Source organism: Kineosphaera limosa NBRC 100340, assembly GCF_000298215.1.
Taxonomy (GTDB): domain Bacteria; phylum Actinomycetota; class Actinomycetes; order Actinomycetales; family Dermatophilaceae; genus Kineosphaera; species Kineosphaera limosa.
This window is the reverse complement of sequence record NZ_BAHD01000012.1, coordinates 1-18,704: the sequence shown is the minus strand read 5'-3', so window position 1 is coordinate 18,704 and position 18,704 is coordinate 1. Positions and strand designations below refer to the sequence as shown.

Annotated in this window: 17 protein-coding genes; 3 read left to right on the top strand and 14 right to left on the bottom strand. The window is 69.7% G+C overall.

Annotation, left to right across the window (positions count from 1 at the left end):
• The first annotated feature begins 173 nt into the window (after nt 1-173).
• Nucleotides 174-752 (top strand): TetR family transcriptional regulator, encoded by a 579-nt coding sequence (locus tag KILIM_RS04125; RefSeq protein ID WP_006591366.1) that lies wholly within the window; start codon nt 174-176, stop codon nt 750-752.
• Between the two features lie 29 nt (nt 753-781).
• Here KILIM_RS04125 and gabT read toward each other — a convergent pair whose 3' ends face one another.
• From gabT to KILIM_RS24310, 5 genes are all read right to left on the bottom strand, one after another.
• Nucleotides 782-2,116 carry a 4-aminobutyrate--2-oxoglutarate transaminase gene (gabT, locus tag KILIM_RS04120; RefSeq protein WP_006591365.1) on the bottom strand — a complete coding sequence of 445 codons (1,335 nt, stop codon included), beginning with the start codon at nt 2,114-2,116 and terminating at the stop codon, nt 782-784.
• 122 nt (nt 2,117-2,238) lie between these two features.
• Nucleotides 2,239-2,973 carry an amino acid ABC transporter ATP-binding protein gene (locus KILIM_RS04115; RefSeq protein WP_006591364.1) on the bottom strand — a complete coding sequence of 245 codons (735 nt, stop codon included), beginning with the start codon at nt 2,971-2,973 and terminating at the stop codon, nt 2,239-2,241.
• Nucleotides 2,970-3,869, bottom strand: coding sequence for an amino acid ABC transporter permease (locus KILIM_RS24585; protein WP_006591363.1), 900 nt, complete (start codon nt 3,867-3,869; stop codon nt 2,970-2,972). Before KILIM_RS24585 ends, KILIM_RS04115 begins: the two co-directional genes overlap by 4 nt.
• On the bottom strand, nt 3,866-4,753 hold the full coding sequence (locus tag KILIM_RS24580) for an ABC transporter substrate-binding protein (RefSeq protein WP_006591362.1): 888 nt from the start codon (nt 4,751-4,753) through the stop codon (nt 3,866-3,868). Before KILIM_RS24580 ends, KILIM_RS24585 begins: the two co-directional genes overlap by 4 nt.
• Nucleotides 4,754-4,942: 189 nt before the next feature.
• The gene (locus tag KILIM_RS24310) at nt 4,943-5,140 is read right to left on the bottom strand and encodes a hypothetical protein (RefSeq protein ID WP_006591361.1); all 198 of its coding nucleotides are present in this window, start codon (nt 5,138-5,140) and stop codon (nt 4,943-4,945) included.
• Nucleotides 5,141-5,343: 203 nt separating this feature from the next.
• On the opposite strand from KILIM_RS24310, the gene KILIM_RS24875 reads away from it, so the two are divergent.
• The gene (locus KILIM_RS24875) at nt 5,344-5,478 is read left to right on the top strand and encodes a hypothetical protein (RefSeq protein ID WP_255247604.1); all 135 of its coding nucleotides are present in this window, start codon (nt 5,344-5,346) and stop codon (nt 5,476-5,478) included.
• Nucleotides 5,479-6,580: 1,102 nt separating this feature from the next.
• Here the strand turns inward: KILIM_RS24875 and KILIM_RS04095 are convergent.
• From KILIM_RS04095 to KILIM_RS04060, 8 genes are all read right to left on the bottom strand, one after another.
• Nucleotides 6,581-7,369: an ATP-binding cassette domain-containing protein gene (locus tag KILIM_RS04095; RefSeq protein WP_157551443.1), complete on the bottom strand. Its 789-nt coding sequence runs from the start codon at nt 7,367-7,369 to the stop codon at nt 6,581-6,583.
• A gap of 134 nt (nt 7,370-7,503) precedes the next feature.
• The gene (locus KILIM_RS25270) at nt 7,504-8,343 is read right to left on the bottom strand and encodes a response regulator transcription factor (protein ID WP_006591357.1); all 840 of its coding nucleotides are present in this window, start codon (nt 8,341-8,343) and stop codon (nt 7,504-7,506) included.
• On the bottom strand, nt 8,340-9,647 hold the full coding sequence (locus KILIM_RS04085; RefSeq protein ID WP_006591356.1) for a sensor histidine kinase: 1,308 nt from the start codon (nt 9,645-9,647) through the stop codon (nt 8,340-8,342). The genes KILIM_RS25270 and KILIM_RS04085 overlap by 4 nt, the downstream gene beginning before the upstream one ends.
• 37 nt (nt 9,648-9,684) lie before the next feature.
• Nucleotides 9,685-10,128: a hypothetical protein gene (locus KILIM_RS04080; RefSeq protein ID WP_040562169.1), complete on the bottom strand. Its 444-nt coding sequence runs from the start codon at nt 10,126-10,128 to the stop codon at nt 9,685-9,687.
• Between the two features lie 93 nt (nt 10,129-10,221).
• Nucleotides 10,222-11,607: an ABC transporter substrate-binding protein gene (locus KILIM_RS04075; protein WP_006591354.1), complete on the bottom strand. Its 1,386-nt coding sequence runs from the start codon at nt 11,605-11,607 to the stop codon at nt 10,222-10,224.
• A gap of 11 nt (nt 11,608-11,618) precedes the next feature.
• Nucleotides 11,619-12,575 (bottom strand): carbohydrate ABC transporter permease, encoded by a 957-nt coding sequence (locus tag KILIM_RS04070; RefSeq protein WP_006591353.1) that lies wholly within the window; start codon nt 12,573-12,575, stop codon nt 11,619-11,621.
• 11 nt (nt 12,576-12,586) lie between these two features.
• Complete coding sequence (locus tag KILIM_RS04065) at nt 12,587-13,492, bottom strand: carbohydrate ABC transporter permease (RefSeq protein WP_006591352.1); 906 nt, start codon at nt 13,490-13,492, stop codon at nt 12,587-12,589.
• A gap of 48 nt (nt 13,493-13,540) precedes the next feature.
• A complete protein-coding gene (locus KILIM_RS04060; RefSeq protein WP_157551442.1) occupies nt 13,541-15,859 on the bottom strand; it encodes an alpha-galactosidase in 2,319 nt (772 codons plus the stop codon).
• A gap of 259 nt (nt 15,860-16,118) precedes the next feature.
• Here KILIM_RS04060 and KILIM_RS04055 point away from each other — a divergent pair, with 259 nt between their 5' ends.
• Complete coding sequence (locus tag KILIM_RS04055) at nt 16,119-17,225, top strand: LacI family DNA-binding transcriptional regulator (RefSeq protein WP_169330737.1); 1,107 nt, start codon at nt 16,119-16,121, stop codon at nt 17,223-17,225.
• 55 nt (nt 17,226-17,280) lie between these two features.
• Here the strand turns inward: KILIM_RS04055 and KILIM_RS04050 are convergent.
• Nucleotides 17,281-18,704, bottom strand: a 1,424-nt coding sequence (locus KILIM_RS04050) for a RelA/SpoT family protein (protein ID WP_006591349.1), incomplete at its 5' end; no start/stop codon positions are given.

Sequence of the window (18,704 nt, the reverse complement as noted above, 5' to 3'; positions counted from 1 at the left end):
GGCGGCCGGCTCAGCGCGCACACGGCAGCGGTGGCACGCCGAGCGCCAAACTGAACAGCGTTCAGGTCTGAACGATGTTCAGGTTAGCGCGGTCGGGCTACTCTGGGGCGTCCGGCCCGCCCGGCCCGACGGCAAGCCAGGCCAACCCGCCACCCCCGAGGTCAGGAGCACGGATGCACCGTCGCGCCGATGTCATCGCCGCGGCGCTCGACATCCTGGCGGAGGTCGGGCTGCCCGATCTGACGATGCGGCGCCTGGGGGCCACGCTGGGGGTGCAGCAGAGCGCGATCTACCACCACTTCGCCAACAAGCAGCTGCTGCTGGGCGCGGTGGCCGACGAAATCGTGGCGCGTGGGCCGCACTCGAGCATCGAGCCAGACGCGCCGTGGCCGCAGCGCGTGCGACTGGCCTGCACCGACGTGCACGCCGCGGTGCTGGCCTACGCCGACGGCGCCGACGTCGTCATGAGCATGTTTGCCTTCGGGCTAGGCGGTCAGGCCGCCTACGACCGGCTGCGCAGCGAGCTCAGACCCAGCGGCCTCGACGAGGCGGTCACCGCCAGCGCGGCCCGCACGCTGCTGCACTACGTCTACGGGCACGCCTTCGACATCCAGACCCGCGCCCAGGCCGCACGCGTCGGCGCCATCGACCCCGACTCACCCGAAGACGACTTCGCCATCGGACTGACCTTCGTCATCGACGGCATCGCCGGCCGGGCCAACGCGCTCGGGCCCGCCCCCTCGCGAGAGTGAGGCAGGCCCGAGGCGCAGGAGTCCGCCGATCAGCTGGTGGCGGCCGCGAAGGCCTCCTCCAGGATGTCGAGCCCCTCGGCGAGCAACTCGTCGCCGATGACCAGCGGCGGCAGGAAGCGGAAGACGTTGCCGTACGAGCCGCAGGTGAGGGTGACCAGGCCGCGCTCGTGGCAGGCCTTGTTGATCGCCGCCGCGAGCGCGCTGGCCGGCGCCTTGGTCTCGCGATCCTCGACAAGCTCGATCGCGATCATGGCCCCGCGGCCGCGGATGTCGCCGATCGTGTCGTACGTGGCCGCCAGCTTCTCCAGCCGGCCGCGCAGGATCGCCTCGATCTCGCGGGCTCGACCAGGCAGGTCTTCGGCCTCCATCGTCTCGATCGAGGCCAAGGCTGCGGCGCACGCCACCGGGTTGCCGCCGTAGGTGCCGCCGAGGCCACCGCCGTGCACGGCGTCCATGATCTCCTTGCGGCCCGTGACGCCCGCCAGCGGCATGCCGCCCGCAATGCCCTTGGCGGTGGTCACCAGATCGGGCACGACGCCCTCGTCGTCGCAGGCGAACCAGGAGCCGCTGCGGCAGAATCCGGACTGCACCTCGTCGGCGATGAACAGAATGCCGTGCTCGCGGCACCAGTCGGCCAGCCCGGACAGGAAGCCCGCCGGGGGCACGATGAAGCCGCCCTCACCTTGGATGGGCTCGATGACGACCGCAGCGACGTTCTCCTCCCCGATCTGCGTGTGGATCTGGCTCTTGACGACCTCCAACGCCTCGGTGGCGCACCCCTGCGGACCGGTGGGCCAGCGGTACGGATAGGCCATCGGGACGCGGTAGATCTCGCTGGCGAACGGGCCGAAACCCTGCTTGTACGGCATGTTCTTGGCGGTCATGCCCATGGTCAGATTTGTGCGCCCGTGATAGGCGTGGTCGAACGTGACGATGGCGTCGCGGCCCGTGTAGTGGCGGGCGACCTTCACCGCGTTCTCGACGGCCTCGGCGCCGGAATTGAACAGGGCCGAACGCTTCTCATGATCGCCGGGGGTCAGCTCGTTGAGCTTCTCGCAGACCGCCACGTACTCCTCGTACGGCGTGACCATGAAGCAGGTGTGGGTGAAGTCCGCGATCTGCTTGGTCACCGCCTCGATGATGCGGGGGTTGCCGTTGCCGACGGTCGTCACCGCGATGCCGGAGCCGAAATCGATGAGCTGGTTTCCGTCAGCGTCGACGAGAATGCCGCCCTCGGCCTTCTCGATGTAGACCGGGAGCCCCGCGCTGACGCCGGCGGCGACGGCACCGGACTTGCGGGCCTGCAATTGCGTCGATCGCGGCCCGGGGATGTCGGTGGCCAGGACGCGCTTCTGCTGGATCATGTGTACTACCTACGCTTTCGGTGACTGCTCGGTGGAGCGGAACGGCCTAAGCCCGAACGGGGCTCAAGGCCACGGTAAGCCCCATCCCGGGCGGCCGTCCCAGGCACCCGGCCCAACACGTGTCAGGCGTGCAGCCGGGTGAGAAAACGGCGGGTCCGCTCCTGCTGCGGGTTGTCCAGGACCTGCGCCGGGGGCCCCTGTTCATGGATGCCGCCGTCGTGCAAGAAGCACACGGTGTCGGCGACCTGCCGGGCGAAGCTCATCTCGTGCGTGTTGAGCACCATCGTCATGCCGTCGCGGGTGAGCTCCCGCAGCAGCTCAAGCACCTCGGCGACGAGTTCGGGGTCCAGCGCCGAGGTCACCTCGTCGAGCAGCATGACCTCCGGGTCGTTGACCAGAGCCCGGGCGATGGCCACGCGCTGCTGCTGGCCGCCCGACAGGTCATCGGGGCGCGCCTTGGCCTTGGCGGCCAGGCCGACCCGGTCGAGCATCTCCAACGCGCGGGTCTTGGCGGTCGCGGCCGGCACCCCGTGCACCCGGCGCGGGGCGAGCGTGATGTTGTCGAGCACGCTGAGGTGCGGAAAGAGGTTGTAGGCCTGGAAGACGATGCCGATGCGGGCGCGGGCGGCGTCGGCGTCGATGCGCGGATCGGTCAGTTCTTGGCCGCGCAGCGTGATGATGCCGTCGTCCACTTGTTCCAGCAGGTTGATACAGCGCAGCAGGGTCGATTTTCCAGAGCCGGAGGCGCCGATGAGCACGATGCACTCCCCCGCCGCGACGTCGAGGTCGATGCTCCGCAGCACGACGTTGTCACCGAAGGACTTGCGCACCCCGCGCAGCGACAGCAGCGGGGTCACAGGTTGCCTCCCGCTCCCTGATACCCCTGTTTTCGACCCACCCAGTCGGTGAAGCGGGCCATCGGCACGGTGAGCGCGATGAACAGCACACCGGCCACGACGTACGGCGTGTAGTTGAAGTCGGAGGCGGTTTGGATCTGCGCGGCCCGCACGGCATCGACGACCCCGAGGATGGAGATGAGGCCGGAGTCCTTCTGCAGCGACACCGCGTCGTTGAGCAGGGGCGGCATGACGCGACGCACGGCCTGGGGGATGACGACGAAGCGCAGCGTCTGCCCGTGCGAGAGCCCGAGGGACCGGGCGGCGGCCCGCTGGCTGGGGTGCACGGACTCGATGCCGGCGCGGAAGACCTCGGCGACATAGGCGGAGTACGACAGGATCAGGGCGACACACCCCCAGAAAAGGGTGCTCGTCGGCAGTCCCTGCAGGCGCAGCGCGGGTGCGCCGTAACCGAGCAGCAGCAGCACGAGAATGATCGGCAGGCCGCGAAACAGGTCGACGTAGATCGTGCCGGCCAGCCGCACCGGAAAGAAGACGGGACCGCGCAGGGTGCGCGCGATGGCGATGACCAGCCCGAAGACGGCGATGATCGCGCCACACACGACCATGATCCGCACGTTGAGCCACAGCCCGTCGAGCACCGCGGGGAAGGACTCGACGGCCTTCTCCCAGTTGAAGTATGTCCACTGCACGCGTGGCCAGCCAGGCGAGGAGGTGAGCAGGAAGGTGAGCGTCAGGGCGACGGCGATCGTGCTGAGCGCGGAGATCAGCGTCGAGCGTCGCGCCCGGGCGCGACGATAGGCGGCCCGGGCGCGTTCGTGCTCCGAGGGCACCCAGGTCTGGCCACCATCGGAGGTCCCGGTGCCGCTGGAGCCCCCTGTGGCGGAGGAGGTCACGACAGGTCGGGCGCGCCCTGCTTGGCGAGCCACTCCTGCTCCAGTCGATCGAGCGTGCCGTCGGCGCGCAGGGCGTCGACGGCCTGGCTGATGCACGGCGTCAACGGCGAGCCCTTGTCCAACACCGCACCGAACTGCTCCGGCGCCTGCCCGACCTGCGGGAGCTGACCGACGATGACGCCGTCGTCGAGTTGCGCGGCCGTCATGTAGAACGCCGTGGGCAGGTCGGCGACGATGCCGTCGATCTGCCGGTTCTTCAGCGCCTGCACGGCCAAGTCGTTGGTGTCGTAGACGCCGGGGGTCTGCGTCGGCTTGATCTGCTGCGTGATCGCGTTGTACGACGTCGTCCCGACCTGCGCGCCGAGCTTGGCGGAGGCGAGGTCGGCCACGGCGGTCTTGCCCTCGATCGGCGAGCCCTTGTACGTGATGACGGTCTGCGTGACGTCGTAGTAGCCGGAGGAGAAGTCGACGGCCTGCCGGCGCTCGTCGGAGATGGAGATCTGGTTCAGGTCGAGGTCGAAGCTCTTGGGGCCGGGGGCGATCGCCGTGTTGAACGGCACGTCGACCCACGTCACCTCCTCCTTGGTGAAGCCGAGCTGCTGCGCGATCGCGTAGCCGACGGCCGACTCGTAACCCTTGCCATTGCTCGGGTCGTCGTCGACGAACCACGGCGGATAGGCCGGCTTGTCGGTGCCGAGCGTGAGGGTGCCGGGGGTCGTCAGCTGCAGGTCGGCCTTGGCGCAGGAGGCGCTCGTCGTGGCCGCGCCGGTGGCGGGAGCGCCGGGGGCTGCGGCTCCCCCGTCGGCCGGGGCACCGCACGCGGCGAGCAGGAGCCCGGCGGCGGGCAGGGCGAGCAACGACAGACGCAGTTGGGTGCGGAGCATGGTCTCCCTCAACAGGTGCGACGAGCCGGCCCGCAGCGACGCGGGCGGCTCTGATCAGGGGCATCGTGAGCCCGGTCAGCATATCGATCCGCCGTCGCCAACTCGGCTGGGCAGCCGCTCCGCCTGACCTCTCGCCTGACCTCTCGCCTGACCCGCCACTTTTCGTGTCGCCGATCCGCCACCCCGAGATCAGCGCGCGGCGGCCCGGCGGGCGGCCCGCAGCGACGCCAGAGTGGCGCCCGTGGTGGCCAGCGCGCACGCTGCGGTCGCGACCGCGACGCGCCCTGGGGTGTCGGCGGACACGGGCCAGCCGAGCACGCCGACGAACCACAGGTCGCCCGCCGCCAGCCACGAGCCGCCGAAGACCAGGCTGACGACGAGCAGCACGAGGGGTGACGGCCACCGCGGCTCCCGCGCCGAACCGAACGTTCAGCCACAGGTTCGCCGTCAACGCCGCGGCACCGACGCACCACCAGAGCCACATCGTCCGCGTCAGGACCGACGCCTCGGGGCCGTCGCCTGCCGCGACGGTCGCCGCACCCGCTGCGAGCACGACGAGCGTCAACACGGCGAGGCACACGATGGTGAGGGTGAGCGCGAGCCGCGCGGGGTGGGCGCGCAGCGACACGACTCGCCAGGCCGACTCGTTCGTCGCCCAGGCGAGCGTGGCCAGGACCGCGCAGCCCAGCGGCACCAGCAGCCAGGTCGTGACGCCCGTGACGTAGCGGGCGTCCCAAAGGGCCGCGACGAGGGCCAGTCCCACGAGGGAAGCGCCGACCAGCGCCGCGATCGGCGTGCCCCGCAGGCCGGCGAGCACACCGCGCAGCAGCGAGGGTCGCATCGAGGGTTGCATCGAGGGTTGCATCGACCGGTTTGCGCTGGGCGCGGTCCGATCCTTGACCGAGCGATCTTTGACCGAGCGATCCGCGACCGAGCTCTCGTTGACCGGTCGATCGGAGGCCGCAGGATTCCGACGCACGACCCGCAGGCGGCGCCGCGGCCGGCCAACGAGACCCAGCGGGCGCGCTCGCCGCGCCAGCATCGCCACGACGACAGCGGCGAGCACCAGCGTCGCCAGCGTCGGTACCCACGCGTTCCACCCCCAGGCGGGTGAGTCGGGCTCCAGGCGCACACCGTTGGCGTGCACGCCGAGCACGGGGATCGCGGCCCGCACGCCCCAACTCCACGGCTGCGCCCACCACCACGAGCTCTCCGCGGTCATGGTGCCGGCAACCTGCCAGACGACGGCCACACCGACGGTGCCGAGCATCCCGATCCGCGGTGCAACGACGTAGGCGAGCGCAGCCGGCAGCAACGTCGCGACCCACAGCACGACCCAGAGCGTGAGAAAGCGGGCGAGCGGCGGGTCGGTCAGGCCGCGCAGCAGCCCCAACCCGAGCAGTGGCACCGTGAGCACCAGGTTGACCGCCCCGAGCTGCAGGCTCGTCACGGCGTAGCGGGCGAGCAGGGCGGTGCGTGGCAGCAGGGGCCGCGCCCACGTGCCGCCGTCCCGGGCCGCGCGTTCGCGGGCTACGGTCAGCCCGACGAGCAGGGCCGTCAGCGGTGCGAGCAGCCCGGTCGTGTAGAGGGTCTGCCAGCCGAGCAGCCCGAACCAGTCCGGGGTCGGGCCGGTCGCGACGAGCCACCAGCCGAGCGCCTGTAGCGCGCACACGACCGCCGCCAGTCCAACGAACCGGGACGATCCGCTGCCCGTCGCGCGTAGCACCTCGGCAGCAAACGCTCGCCGCAGTGGGACTGTTGCCACTAGATCGGCCGAACTCGTGGGGAGGTCGGCCGTTGTGTTGGGCACGGCAGGGGTAGCTGACCTCATCGCGCACCACCCGTGGGCGTGCGCTCGGCATCCGGGGCGCTGGCGGCCAGGTAGGCGGCCTCCAAGTCGCCGGAGGCAAACTGCTCGAGCGGCCCCTCGTAGACCAGCCGCCCGCCGGCCAACACACCGATGTCGTCGGCGAGGCGCACGACCTCCCCGAGCTGGTGCGAGCTGATGAGGATGGTGCGCCCCTGGGCGGCGAGGTCCCGCAAGAGGCCGCGCAGCTCGATGATCCCCTCGGGGTCCAGACCGTTCTGCGGCTCGTCGAGCACGAGCACGGTCGGGTCGGTGAGCAGCGCGATCGCCAGCGCGAGGCGGGCCTTCATCCCGGTGGAGAAGCTGCGGGCCTTGGCGCGGCCGACGTCGCCGAGCCCGACGAGCGCCAGCACCTCCTCGACGCGGGCGGCGCTCGTGCCGGTCAGCCGCGCGTGCACGCCGACGTTGTCGCAGGCGCTGAGGTGACCGTAGAAGGCGGGCCCGTCGATGCTCGCGCCGACGTGGGCCAACGCGGCCCGCTGGAAGGGGGCACCGAGCAGGTAGGCGGTGCCGGCATCGGCGGGGAGCAATCCGAGCATGATCTTCAGCGCGGTCGACTTGCCCGCGCCGTTGCGGCCCAGCAACGCGTAGAGCCGGCCGGGCGTGACGGTCAGGTCGAGGCCGTCGAGCACCGGGCGGCGCCCGAAATTCTTGCGCAGATCCCGGCAGCCGAACATGGGCCCCTGCTGCTGCCCCGGCACGCCAGGGGCTGGTGTCGATGTGGTCGATGCGGTGTTCGCGGTGGTCATAGCCTCACGGTCGCGCGGCGAACGTGGCTGGCACATCCTGCTGCGGGAGGGTTCGCGCGGCCGCGCCGACGAGGCAGATCGAGGGTCCTCCTCCCCCGGTAGGAGTCGCCCCGACGACGCCACCGACGACGCCCTCACCGCAGGGGCACGGTCCGCATCGCGTCGTCGTCGGCCAGCGGCCCGACGAGCCCGACGCCGTGGGCGAGCACGACGAGGGCCACGCGGTCGCGGGCGGCGAGCTTGAGCAGCAGGTTGCCGACGTGGGTCTTCACCGTGGTCTGGGCGATGTACAACTCGGTGGCGATCTCGGCGTTGGTGCGCCCCCGGCCGATGAGGGTGAGCACCTCGAGCTCGCGGGCCGTCAGCTCCGCCGGGAGGTCGGGGCTCCCCGACTGCGCGGGCGGGTCCTCCCCCGGGGTCGACGAGGCAGGCGATGGCGCCGCGGACGATGGCGTCGCAGACGATGGCGCCGCGGACGGTGGCGTCGCAGACGGTGGCGTCGCAGACGATGGCGTCGCAGACGATGACACAGCAGACGGTGGCGCGGGCGGATTTCGCAGCGCCGCGAGCAGGGCGGGAGCGGCCTGACCGGCGATGACGGCCTCCCCGCGGTGGACGGCCCGGACTGCGTCGATGAGCTGCGCCGGTTCGACATCCTTGAGCAGAAACCCGCGGGCACCGGCGGCGACCGCGCCGAGCACGAGGTCGTCGACGTTGAATGTGGTGAGGATGAGGATGCGCGGTCGCCCGTCGGCGGCCTGTTCGACGATGCGCCGGGTGGCCTCGATGCCGTCGAGGCGCGGCATGCGGATGTCCATGAGCAGCACGTCGATCGGCTGCTGCGCGCAGGCGGCCACCGCTTCGAGGCCGTCCGCTGCCCGCGCCACGACCTGCATGTCCGGCTCGTTGTCGAGTAGCGCGGCGAACGCGGAGACGAGCAGCGGCTGATCGTCGACGATTCCGACGCGGATCACTGCGCCGCCTCCCCCTCGGTGGCGATGGGCTCCGTGGCGATGGGCTCCGTGGCGATGGGCTCCGTGGCGATGGGCTCCGTGGTGACCGGCTCGGTGGTCATGGGCAACCACGCCTGCACGGCGAACCCCTCCGATATCGGGCCGGCGCTGAACCGCCCGCCGACGAGCGCCATCCGCTCGGCCAGGCCCACCAGGCCAAGCCCCGCCCCTGTCGCCACCCCGCCTCCCACGCCTGGCGGACCGTTGCCAACCGAACTGTTGAGACTGCTGTGAAGACTGCTATTGAGATCGTTGACGACGGACACGACGCACTCCCCCTCGTCCAGAGTGATCCGCAGCCGGGCGGTGGCCTGTGATCCGGCGTGTTTGACGACATTGCTCAGGGACTCCTGCACGACCCGCACCAGAGCCAGACGAATGCCCGCCGGCCACGAGTTCTGCCACGCCGCCAGGGTGGCGGGGTCGGGCAGGTCAGCCACCAGGTCGATTCCGGCGTCGCGGGTCGCGGCCACGAGGTCGTCGAGGCGCGCGAGGTCGCCGCCGACGTCGCGGCCCGGTTGCCCGTCGCGCAGCACCCCGAGCAAGGCCCGCAGCTCGCTCAGCGCGGACCGGCTCGCCTCCTTGACCCCGGTCAGGGCGGTGCGCATCTGTTCGGGCGTGCCGATCGCCAGGGCGGTGTTGGATTGCACGCTGACGACAGCGAGTCTGTGGGCGACGACGTCGTGCACCTCGCGGGCGATGCGGACCCGCTCGTCCAGTTGCGCTCGGGCGATGCCCCGGGCGAGTTCCCGCTCGTGCTCGGCGCGTTCGCGGTCGAGACGATCGGCATAGGCCAGCTCGGTGCGACGACGGCCGCTGGCCCACAGGTACGTGCCGACCATGCCGAGGATCATCACGGGCACCAGCAGCCCGGGTCCGCCGGCCATGCGGTTGACGGGGCTGAAGAAGGTGCCCGCGATGCCGAGCAGCAGCGCGACCACACCCCAGGCGGCGGGTTCGTGCCGGGCGACGACGTAGAGCGCCAGGGGTGCAGCCAGGATGATCGGGCTGACACCGAGGTTGATCGGTGCCGCAGCGACGACGACGGCCAGCGCGGCGAGCAACGCGTACGTGGCGACGAACGAGGCGCGCCGATACAACCGCCGGGTGAGCAGCGTGGCGCACAGTCCGACATGAATGAGGACCTCGGCGACGGTGTACCAGGTGAGCCCATGGTCGAAGGCCGCGATCGCGATGAGCACGGTCACGGCCAAGCCGACGGCCCCGAGCAGGAGGTCGCCCGGCGGTGGCCGTCGCGTGGTCATCTCTCGATGGTAGAAACCCGCCCCGCCGGTCGGCCTCCTACCGCGGGAGGACCGGCTCGCCCGCGGTGCCGCCTGCCGACCCTGGCCCGACGATCAGTCCGGCCGCCATGAACCACACCGGCAGCGCCGTGTAGAGGGAGACGAGGAACACGCCGGCCACCGGCCACATGTAGACCCCGACCGCGCCGCTAGCCAAGCTGATGGCCGCCGCGATCACGGCGACGAGGAAGGCCACAATGAGCGCGATGGCCGTCAGAAAGCCCGCGAAGTTCCAGCGATTCTGCAAGAACCACGTCAGGCCCCGGCGCCGGGACCACCTGGCCGCGAACAGCGCCGCCGGGAGCGTCAGGAGCGGCGAACACCAGTAGAGCGCGCCGACCGAATCCAGGATGCTCGCCTCGGCGCTGGCCCCCAGGTGCCACAGGATCACACATCCCAGCCACCCGCCGGTCAGCGCCGCCGCCATCCGCCCAATCCCCATAGCGCCGATCGTGCCAGATGAGCCGACGGCCGTTAGGTAGCCTGTGGCGGCGCCGGGCGTCTTCGCGCCGCCACAGACTCCTCGCGGTTCGTGCTACCCCTCAGGCTGCTGTTCGAGTAGGGCGTTGACCTGCTCGTTGACCGCCGTCATCGAAGACACCGGCTCACGGCCCATGTAGATGGCGTCGAGGGCTGGACGGATGAGCGCCTGGATGTCGGCGGCGTAGTTGACGACGGGTGCCTGGAACGTCGTGCCGTCGGTGACATGCACCGTGAAAGGCGTGACGTCCAGTTGCCGCTGCGTGCGGTTGTACTCGGTCGCCAACTGAGTCCCGGACGGGCGAGCCGGGAAGACGACCCCCGCACGGCCGATGATGTCCTGGCATTCGGCTCCGGCGAGGTAGGCAACCCAGCGAGCCGCCTTCTCCGGCTCCGGCGTACCGACCCAGATGGAGTCCGCCAGTCCGTTGAACATCGACGCGCGATGCCCGGTGGGCCCGATCGGCGTCGGTGCGACCTTGATGTCCATCCGCTCGCCCGCGGCGGTCTCCAAGGAGGTGAACGTGCCGATCATCCACGATCCGTTGATGGCCATGGCGGCCTGATTGGCCGCCATGAGTCGGTCGGAGTCGCTGGAGGCCGCGAAGTCAGGCGCGTAGCCTTTCTGCGCCAGTGAGAAGTACCAGGCCAACGCGTCCTGGAACTTCGGGTCGTCGAAGTTGAACCGGTTGGCCCACGGGTTGACGTCGGTGGCGTGCCAGCCGTTGCTGGCGGTGAACGGCGACCACTGGGTCTGCCCGTAGTTGCCGCCCCCGGCCTCGTCGATGTTGAACCCGTAGGTGCGGATGCGGTTCTTGTTGAAGCCCGGCTCGTCACCGCGTACGCCGTTGGCGTCCACGGTCAGCCGTGCGACGATCTGCTCGAACGTGCCGCCGTCGGTCGGATTCCACTCCATGGTCGCCAACTGCTCGTCGCTGATGCCCGCCTCCTGGGTCATCGCTCGGTTGTAGAAGATCGCGACGGTGTCCCAGTCCTTCGGTGCGCCGTAGCGGTGGCCGTCCTGCCCCTTCCACAACTCGGCCAGGCCTTCTTGGTAGTCCTCGTCGGCGATCCCTTGGGTCGCCTCGAGCTGGTCGAGCGGCAGCAGTACGCCGAGGTCCGCGTACTGGGCGAAGCGGGCGAGGTGGTTCGTGAAGACGTCCGGCGCGGTGTCTGCGATGAAGCCGGCGGTGACCTTCTGCCAGTAGTCATCCCAGCCGTATTGGGTGATCCGCACCCGAACATCGGGATTCTCCTGCTGAAAGGCGTCGGCACACTGCTGGTACCCGGGCTGCTGGGCGCTGTCCCACAGCCAGTAGTCGACCACTCCGTCGGCCTGCGCGCCTTGCCCGGTGGAGCCGCAGGCGGTGGCCGCCCCGAGCAGTCCGGCGATTGCGGTGGCGGCCAGCGCCTTGCGAAGGCGCGTGAATCGCTGTCCCATGTCGCTGTTCCTCACTTGATTCCGCTGAAGCCGATGGAATTGACGATGCGCTTGGCGAAGACCGCGAAGAGCAGCAACATCGGGAGCGCGGCCACGAGGGTCGCGGCCATCAGGCCGGCCCAGTCGGGCCCTGTCTGGGGTGTCTGGGAACGGAAAACGCCCAGCCCCACCGTGAGCACCATCGACCGGTCCGTGTAGCTGACCATCAGCGGCCAGAAATAGTCGTTCCAGCTCTGGATGTAGACCAGCAGCGACAACGTCGTCACCGGTGCTGCCGCCATGGGCAGGATGAGTTGGAAGAACACCCGGATCTTGCTGGCACCATCGACGTAAGCCGCCTCCTCGACCTCCCGGGAGATGCCGAGGAAGAACTGCCGCAAGAAGAACACGGCGAACGGCATCGTCATGAAGATGCTCGGCAGGGCGATGCCGAAGACCGTATCGATGAGCCCCAGTTCCTTGATGAGCACGAAGTTCGGCAGGAACGTGAAGATCGCAGGGATCATCAGGCAGGACAGGAAGATGCCGAAGACGACGTCCCGGCCCCGCCAACGAAGCCGACTGAAGGCGTACGCCGCCATGGAAGCGAACATCACTTGGAAGGCGGTGACGAGCGTCGCGACGACGACCGAGTTCCACAGGTAGCGCCAGAAGTCGATGGCCTGGCCGGCACCGCCGGCAGCGATCGCCTCCGCGCCGGTCTGCAGGCCGAAGACGCGCTCGAAGCCGCCGGTGGAGAAGCCCACGGGCAGCAGCGAGTTGCCGCCTGCGTACAGGGCGTTGTTACTGCTCAGGGCGGTGCGCAGGATCCAGTAGAAGGGAAAGAGGGTGATCGCCAGGAAGACGATCATGAAGATCCAGGCGATGACGCGCCCGGGCGAAATGCGACGTTTGGTCGGTGCCGGCTCCTTGTTCTCGGCCTGCGAGTCGGGAATGCCGGACATGTCGGTACTGACGGTGGTTGTCATCGGGTTCTCCGTTAGTCAAGGTCGCTGGAGCCGGCGCGGGTCAAGCGATACTGCACCGCGGTGACGACGAGCAGGATCGCCAGCAGCGCGACGGACAGCGCCGAGGCGTAACCGAACTGGAAGCGCCCGAACGCCATGTCGTAGATGTAGAACTGGAGCACTCGGGTCGCGTTGACCGGCCCACCCTGGGTGGCGATCGCGACGGTGTCGAACACCTGGAAAGAACCGACGACCGTGATGATCAACACGAGCGCCAGGATCGGGCGCAGCAGCGGCACGGTGATGTTGAAGAACGTCTTGACCTCCGAGGCCCCATCCATCTTGGCGGCCTCGTAGACGGTGTTCGGTATCGTCTGCAGCCCCGCGAAGATCAGCAGTGCCGTGTAACCCACGTGTCGCCACACGTTGATGAACGCGACGGTCGGGATCGCCCACGCCTCCGAATCGAGGAACGGAATACGGTCCAGCCCTAACGCCATGAGCGCCTGTTGGCCGATGCCGAGTTGATAGTCCAGAATCCACAGGAAGACCATCGCCGCGACGACATTGGAGACCAGATAGGGCGTCAGCACAATGGCCCGCAACCACGTCGACGTCGTCAGTCGCTGCATCATCACAGCGATGACGAGCGCCAGGATCGTCTGCAGTCCGATGTTCAGGATCACGTACCAGAGGGTGACCTGCATGGCGTTCCAGAAGATGGGGTCGCCGAACATGCGGGTGTAGTTGTCGAGGCCGATGAACTCGGCCGGCTGCAGCAGGTTGAATCGGGTGAAACTGAGCCAGATGCCGCGCAAGGTCGGCCACACCATGAAGATGAGCATTCCTGCGGCGGCCGGCAAAATGAACCACAGGGCAAGTCGCGTGTCGTCGGGGGCGCGGCGCTGACGCCTCACCCCGCTGCTGATGGTGGACATCGTTGTCCTCTCCTGGAGCTTTATCGGAGCTTTGTCGGATGGAGTGGGTCAGGTCGCCGTGACATGGAACATCACGATCTGGTCGGGGTCCAGCAGCGGTGCCTGCACGCCGAGTTCCGCCAGGACGCGCCCGGAGAAGGTGCCGCCGGAGAGGCGCCGACCACGCAGGGTCGCGTCGGGATAGGGGTGCGCAGGATCCAGCGCTCCCGGCTCCTCCAGCTCACCCGGGCCGTGCCACCAGTGCACGGGCTGCAGGCCGCTGGGGTGCTCCCCGACGATGACGGGCGCGACCGTGTAGCGGCGGGCCGGGTCGAGACCGGGGAGTCGCATCCGCGGGCGGGGGCTGGTGTCCGCGCGGGCCGTCACGGCGTAGAAATAGGTGGCCCGCGCCCGATCGCCGCTCACGACGCCGTAGAGGTTGAGGGTGTCGGTGTCGGCGACGTCGACGCGCACGAGGTCACCGGACAGCAGGTGATCGCGGTGTTTCTTGTAGTACGAGATCCACGCCCGGAGTTCAGTGAGTTCGGCCGCGGAGGCCTGCGCCAGGTCCCACTCGATGCCCAGGTGCCCCAGCAGGGCGGTGCCGCCGCGGAACGAGAGGTCGTGCACTCGACCAGTGGTGTGCGAGCGCCCGGAGGCGATATGGCTACCGAGCAGTTCCGGGGGCAGCAACTGCATGGTCCAGCGGTTCATCTGCTGCCGCTCGAGCGGGTCGATGCAGTCGCTGACCCAGATGCGGTCGCAGTGCTCCATGGCCTCGAGGTCGACTCGCGCGCCGCCGCTGGAGCACGACTCGATCTCCAGGCCCGGATGCCGCTCCTTGAGCTCGTCGACCAGCCGGTAGTAGGCCTGGGTCTGGGCGTGCACCCCGGAGCGTCCGCCGCGGGTCGCGTCGCCGGCCTCGATGAGATCCCGGTTGTGGTCCCACTTGAGGTAGCCGATGTCGTACTCACTCAGAAGCGCGTCCATCTGGTCACGCACATGCTCATACGCGCCCGGGATGCCGATATTCAACACCTGCTGGAAGCGGGATTCGACGGGCCACCCATCCGCTCCGTCGGTGCGGGCGGTCATGATCCACTCCGGGTGGGCGCGGGCCACGTCGGAGTCGGGGTTGACCATCTCCGGTTCGAACCACAGGCCGAACTGCATGCCCAGGCCCGTGACCTGGTCGATCAGGGGGCCCAGCCCGTCGGGCCAGGCGTCGGCGCTGACCACCCAGTCGCCGAGGCCGGCGTGGTCGTTGCGGCGGGCCCCGAACCAGCCGTCGTCCAGCACGAATCGCTCGACCCCCAGATCGGCGGCCCGCCGCGCCAGATCGCTGAGGCGGGCGAGGTCGTGGTCGAAGTAGACCGCTTCCCACACGTTGAGGGTGACCGGCCGGGCCGTGTCGACGTGCCGCTCGCGGGCCCGCAGGTAGCGGTGGAACCGACGGGCCACCTGGTCCAGGCCCAGGCCGAACGAGCCGTACACCCACGGACCCGCGTAGCTCTGCCCCGGCTCGAGGCGCACCTCCCCCGGCAGCAGCAGCTCTCCGCCACCCACCACCTGAGCACCGGTGTTCAGGCGCTCGGCATAGTGCAGGTGATTGCCGCTGTAGGCCGTGTGCACGCCCCACACCCGGCCCTGCGCGAAGTCGAAGCCGGGCTCGCCGAGGTGCACGATGCCGGCGGCGTCGGCGCCGGTGCGCCCGCGCCGGTTCTCCCGCACGTGGGTGCCCACCTCCAGGCGACTGCGTTGGGGTGTCTTCTCTTTGCCCCAGCGCCCGGCGAAGTCGAGAATCTCACGGGCGGTGGCGGGCACGGGCCACGCGACGACGAGGTCGTCGACGGTGTAGACGGCGTCCTGATCGGTCGCGGCGCCGGCCTCGTTGCGCACCTGGGCACGGCCGCGGACCAGACCCTGCGGGAGCAACTCGATGTGCACCTCGAGCGACAGTGCGGCCTGTTCGTCGCGGGCGCGCACGACCAGCGCAGCGGCTCCGGCCTCCACGTGCCCGCTGATCTCCCGCGTCGCCGTGCTAGTCGCCGCGGTGCCGGTCGGCGTGAGCTGCGCCGATTCGAGCGTGAAGCGCGGCGACCAGCCGGCCCCGGAGCGGTGCCCGGAGAGGCCGGGGCGACCCAACCAGCCGGTGTGCAACTCCGGCAGCAGGGCCAAGCGCACCGGTACGTCGCAGGCGTTCGGCGGCACCGGCAACACGCTGGCGTCCGCGATCTGCGCGGCGTCGTCGGCGGTGAGCGGACCGAGGTCCGCCCCCCAGTGCAGCACGGCGGGCAACTGCCCGCCGGAGAGGTCGAGGAGGAGGCTGACCTCCGCCGCGCGTAGATGAAGCGTCGTGCTGCGCTCTGCAAAGCCCTGAGTCGTCATGGACGGGTGCTCCTCGGTGGAGATCTGACGGATGGGACGACGATGGATGCCGATGTGTCCAACATCTCGCCGAATCGGTTTGGCAACGCTGCCAAACGCGTTCTGCATTGGTATCGTAGGTTCAGAGAAGCTGTCAAGAGTCGGCTGTGTTCCCGATTGAGGAGCCCGCCCGACCACAGTCGTGAGCGACGTCGAATACTGGACGGGGGCTCACAGGGAGCCGGGTGGCCGGGATCGCCTAGCCAGGAGGTGCGTGCACGTGTCGGGTCGAGTCACCCTGCAGCAAGTCGCAGAAGCCGCCGGGGTCTCCCGCGGCACCGCGTCGGTCATCCTCAACGACCGTGCTTCGGCGCGCTTCGCGGCGGACACGGCCCGGCGCGTGCGCGAGACCGCACAGCAGCTTGGGTATCGACCCAATCGCTTGGCCACCGCGCTGCTCCAAGGCGGCACGCAGACGTTGGCCCTGGTGTCGGCCGATGTCAGTGGGGATCACTTCGCCGCCGATCTGGTGCGCGGCGCCTCCCAGGCCGCCGGCAGCGCCGGGCAGCTGCTCTATGTGGCCCAGTCCGACGGGCGCCCTGAGCTGTTCGACCGGCTGCTGCACCAACTCATCGACCAAGGGGTCGACGGTTTCGTCTACGCGGCCAGCAGCTACCGGCGCCTACCCATCCCCCAGGTCCTGCAAGGGCATCCCCTCGTTCTGCTCAACGCGCTGCCCGCCCCGGCCACCGGACCCGGGCCGAGGTCCCGGCGCCCGCACAACTCGACGGCGGGCGTCCACGACGACTCCCCGGCCGCGGTGGTGCCCGACGACGAGCAGGCGGGCCGGCTCGCGGGGTCGCTGCTGCGTGGGGCCATGGCGGCGCGCGGGCGCACCGACGGCGTGCTGTTGCTCGGCCGGGTGGTGCACGGGCCCACCGCCGAGGATCCGAGCCCCGGCATGGCCGGCGAGCTGCGGGAACGCGGCTTACGCGCCGACCTGGGTGAGCACAAGATCCCGCTGACGCACCTGGAGTGCCTGTGGTGGCCGACGCAGGCTCGCGAAGCTCTCGACGCCTACCTGAGATCCAACCCCGTGCCCGGGGCCATCTGCGCGCTCAACGACCGCGTGGCCATGGGCGCCTACGACGCCTTGCGACGACACTCCCTCCACATCCCCGACGACGTACCCGTCGTCTCCTTCGACGGCTCCGATCTAGCCGCCTGGCTCGATCCCGCGCTGAGCAGCCTGAGCTTGCCGTACCTGCAGATGGGGGCGCGAGCCATCGAATTGCTTCTCCACGGCGACCAGCCGCCGGGCGCGCTCATCGAGCGCATCCCGTTGGAGCTGCCGCACCCCAGCTCCTTGGGCGCACCTCTGACCTGACGACAGCTCGCCGCGCCAGAGCCGGCGAGCAGTCGAGCGGCATCGCCTCGGAGGACTACTTGCCCTTGGCCTTGCCGCCGGTGACGCGGTACACGTCGAAGACGCCGTCGACGCGGCGGACCGCGTTGATGACGTGGTCGAGGTGGCTGGGGTCGCCCATCTCGAAGGTGAACTGCGAGATCGCCACCCGGTCGCGGGAGGTCGTGACGGTGGCCGACAGGATGTTGACGTGGTGGTCGGAGATGACCCGCGTGACATCGGAGAGCAGCCGGTTACGGTCGAGCGCCTCGACCTGCAACTGCACGAGAAACAGGCTGGCGGCGCTGGGTGACCACTCGACGTCGATGAGCCGCTCGGGGTGGGACCGCAGCTGATCGGCGTTCGTGCAGTCGGTGCGGTGCACCGAGATCACCCGGTCTCGCGTCGTGAACCCCAGGATGGGGTCACCCGGCACCGGCGTGCAGCACTTGGCCAGCTTCGCCGGGGCGTCGCCAATGCCCTTGACGACGATGCCCGGGTCGGAGTTGGAGCGCCGCCGCGGGCGCCCGACGCCCGGCATCGTCGCTTCGGCCAGGTCCTCGGTCGCGCCGTCTTCCCCGCCTTGGGCCGCCACGGCCCGCTCGACGATCGACTGCGCCGACACGTGCCCCTCGCCCACGGAGGCGTACAGCGCCTCGATGTCGGCGTAACGCAGCTCGGTCGCCATCGCCTGCATGCTCTCCGCCGTCATGATCCGCTGCAGCGGCAGGCTCTGCTTGCGCATCGCCTTGGCGATCGCCTCTTTGCCGGCCTCGATCGACTCCTCGCGACGCGACTTGCTGAACCACTGACGGATCTTGTTGCGGGCGCGGGGCGATCGCACGAAGTTCAGCCAGTCTCGCGACGGGCCGGCGCCGTCGGCCTTACTCGTGAGGATCTCGACGACGTCGCCGTGCTCCAGGGTCGACTCCAGCGGCACCAGCCGGCCGTTCACGCGGCCACCGATGCAGTGGTGCCCGACCTCCGTGTGCACCGCGTACGCGAAGTCCACGGGAGTCGACCCCAACGGCAAGGCGATGACGGCCCCCTTCGGCGAGAAGACGTACACCTCCTTGGTGTTCATCTCGTACCGCAGGCTCTCGAGGAACTCCGCCGGATCCGATGTCTCCCGCTCCCATTCGAGCAGTTGCCGCAGCCACTCCATGTCGGTCGGCGAGCCGTCCTCGCCGCCCGTGCGCAGCAACGTCGAGAGCGCCGGGCCGCTGCTCATCCCCTTGTACTTCCAGTGCGCGGCAACCCCGTACTCGGCCCGCCGGTGCATGTCGTGCGTGCGGATCTGGATCTCCACCGGCTTGCCGTCCGGACCGATGACCGTGGTGTGCAGCGACTGGTACATGTTGAACTTCGGCATTGCGATGAAGTCCTTGAAGCGACCCGGCATCGGTCGCCAGCGAGCGTGCATCGCACCGAGCGCGGCGTAACAGTCGGTCACCCGGTCGA

Excerpts from the sequence above, each read along its gene's own strand:
- KILIM_RS04125 (WP_006591366.1), top strand. The coding sequence starts at position 174 with ATGCACCGTCGCGCCGATGTCATCGCCGCGGCGCTCGACATCCTGGCG.
- gabT (WP_006591365.1), bottom strand. The coding sequence starts at position 2,116 with ATGATCCAGCAGAAGCGCGTCCTGGCCACCGACATCCCCGGGCCGCGA.
- KILIM_RS24580 (WP_006591362.1), bottom strand. The coding sequence starts at position 4,753 with ATGCTCCGCACCCAACTGCGTCTGTCGTTGCTCGCCCTGCCCGCCGCC.
- KILIM_RS04095 (WP_157551443.1), bottom strand. The coding sequence starts at position 7,369 with ATGACCACCGCGAACACCGCATCGACCACATCGACACCAGCCCCTGGC.
- KILIM_RS04085 (WP_006591356.1), bottom strand. The coding sequence starts at position 9,647 with ATGACCACGCGACGGCCACCGCCGGGCGACCTCCTGCTCGGGGCCGTC.
- KILIM_RS04080 (WP_040562169.1), bottom strand. The coding sequence starts at position 10,128 with ATGGGGATTGGGCGGATGGCGGCGGCGCTGACCGGCGGGTGGCTGGGA.
- KILIM_RS04075 (WP_006591354.1), bottom strand. The coding sequence starts at position 11,607 with ATGGGACAGCGATTCACGCGCCTTCGCAAGGCGCTGGCCGCCACCGCA.
- KILIM_RS04070 (WP_006591353.1), bottom strand. The coding sequence starts at position 12,575 with ATGACAACCACCGTCAGTACCGACATGTCCGGCATTCCCGACTCGCAG.
- KILIM_RS04065 (WP_006591352.1), bottom strand. The coding sequence starts at position 13,492 with ATGTCCACCATCAGCAGCGGGGTGAGGCGTCAGCGCCGCGCCCCCGAC.
- KILIM_RS04060 (WP_157551442.1), bottom strand. The coding sequence starts at position 15,859 with ATGACGACTCAGGGCTTTGCAGAGCGCAGCACGACGCTTCATCTACGC.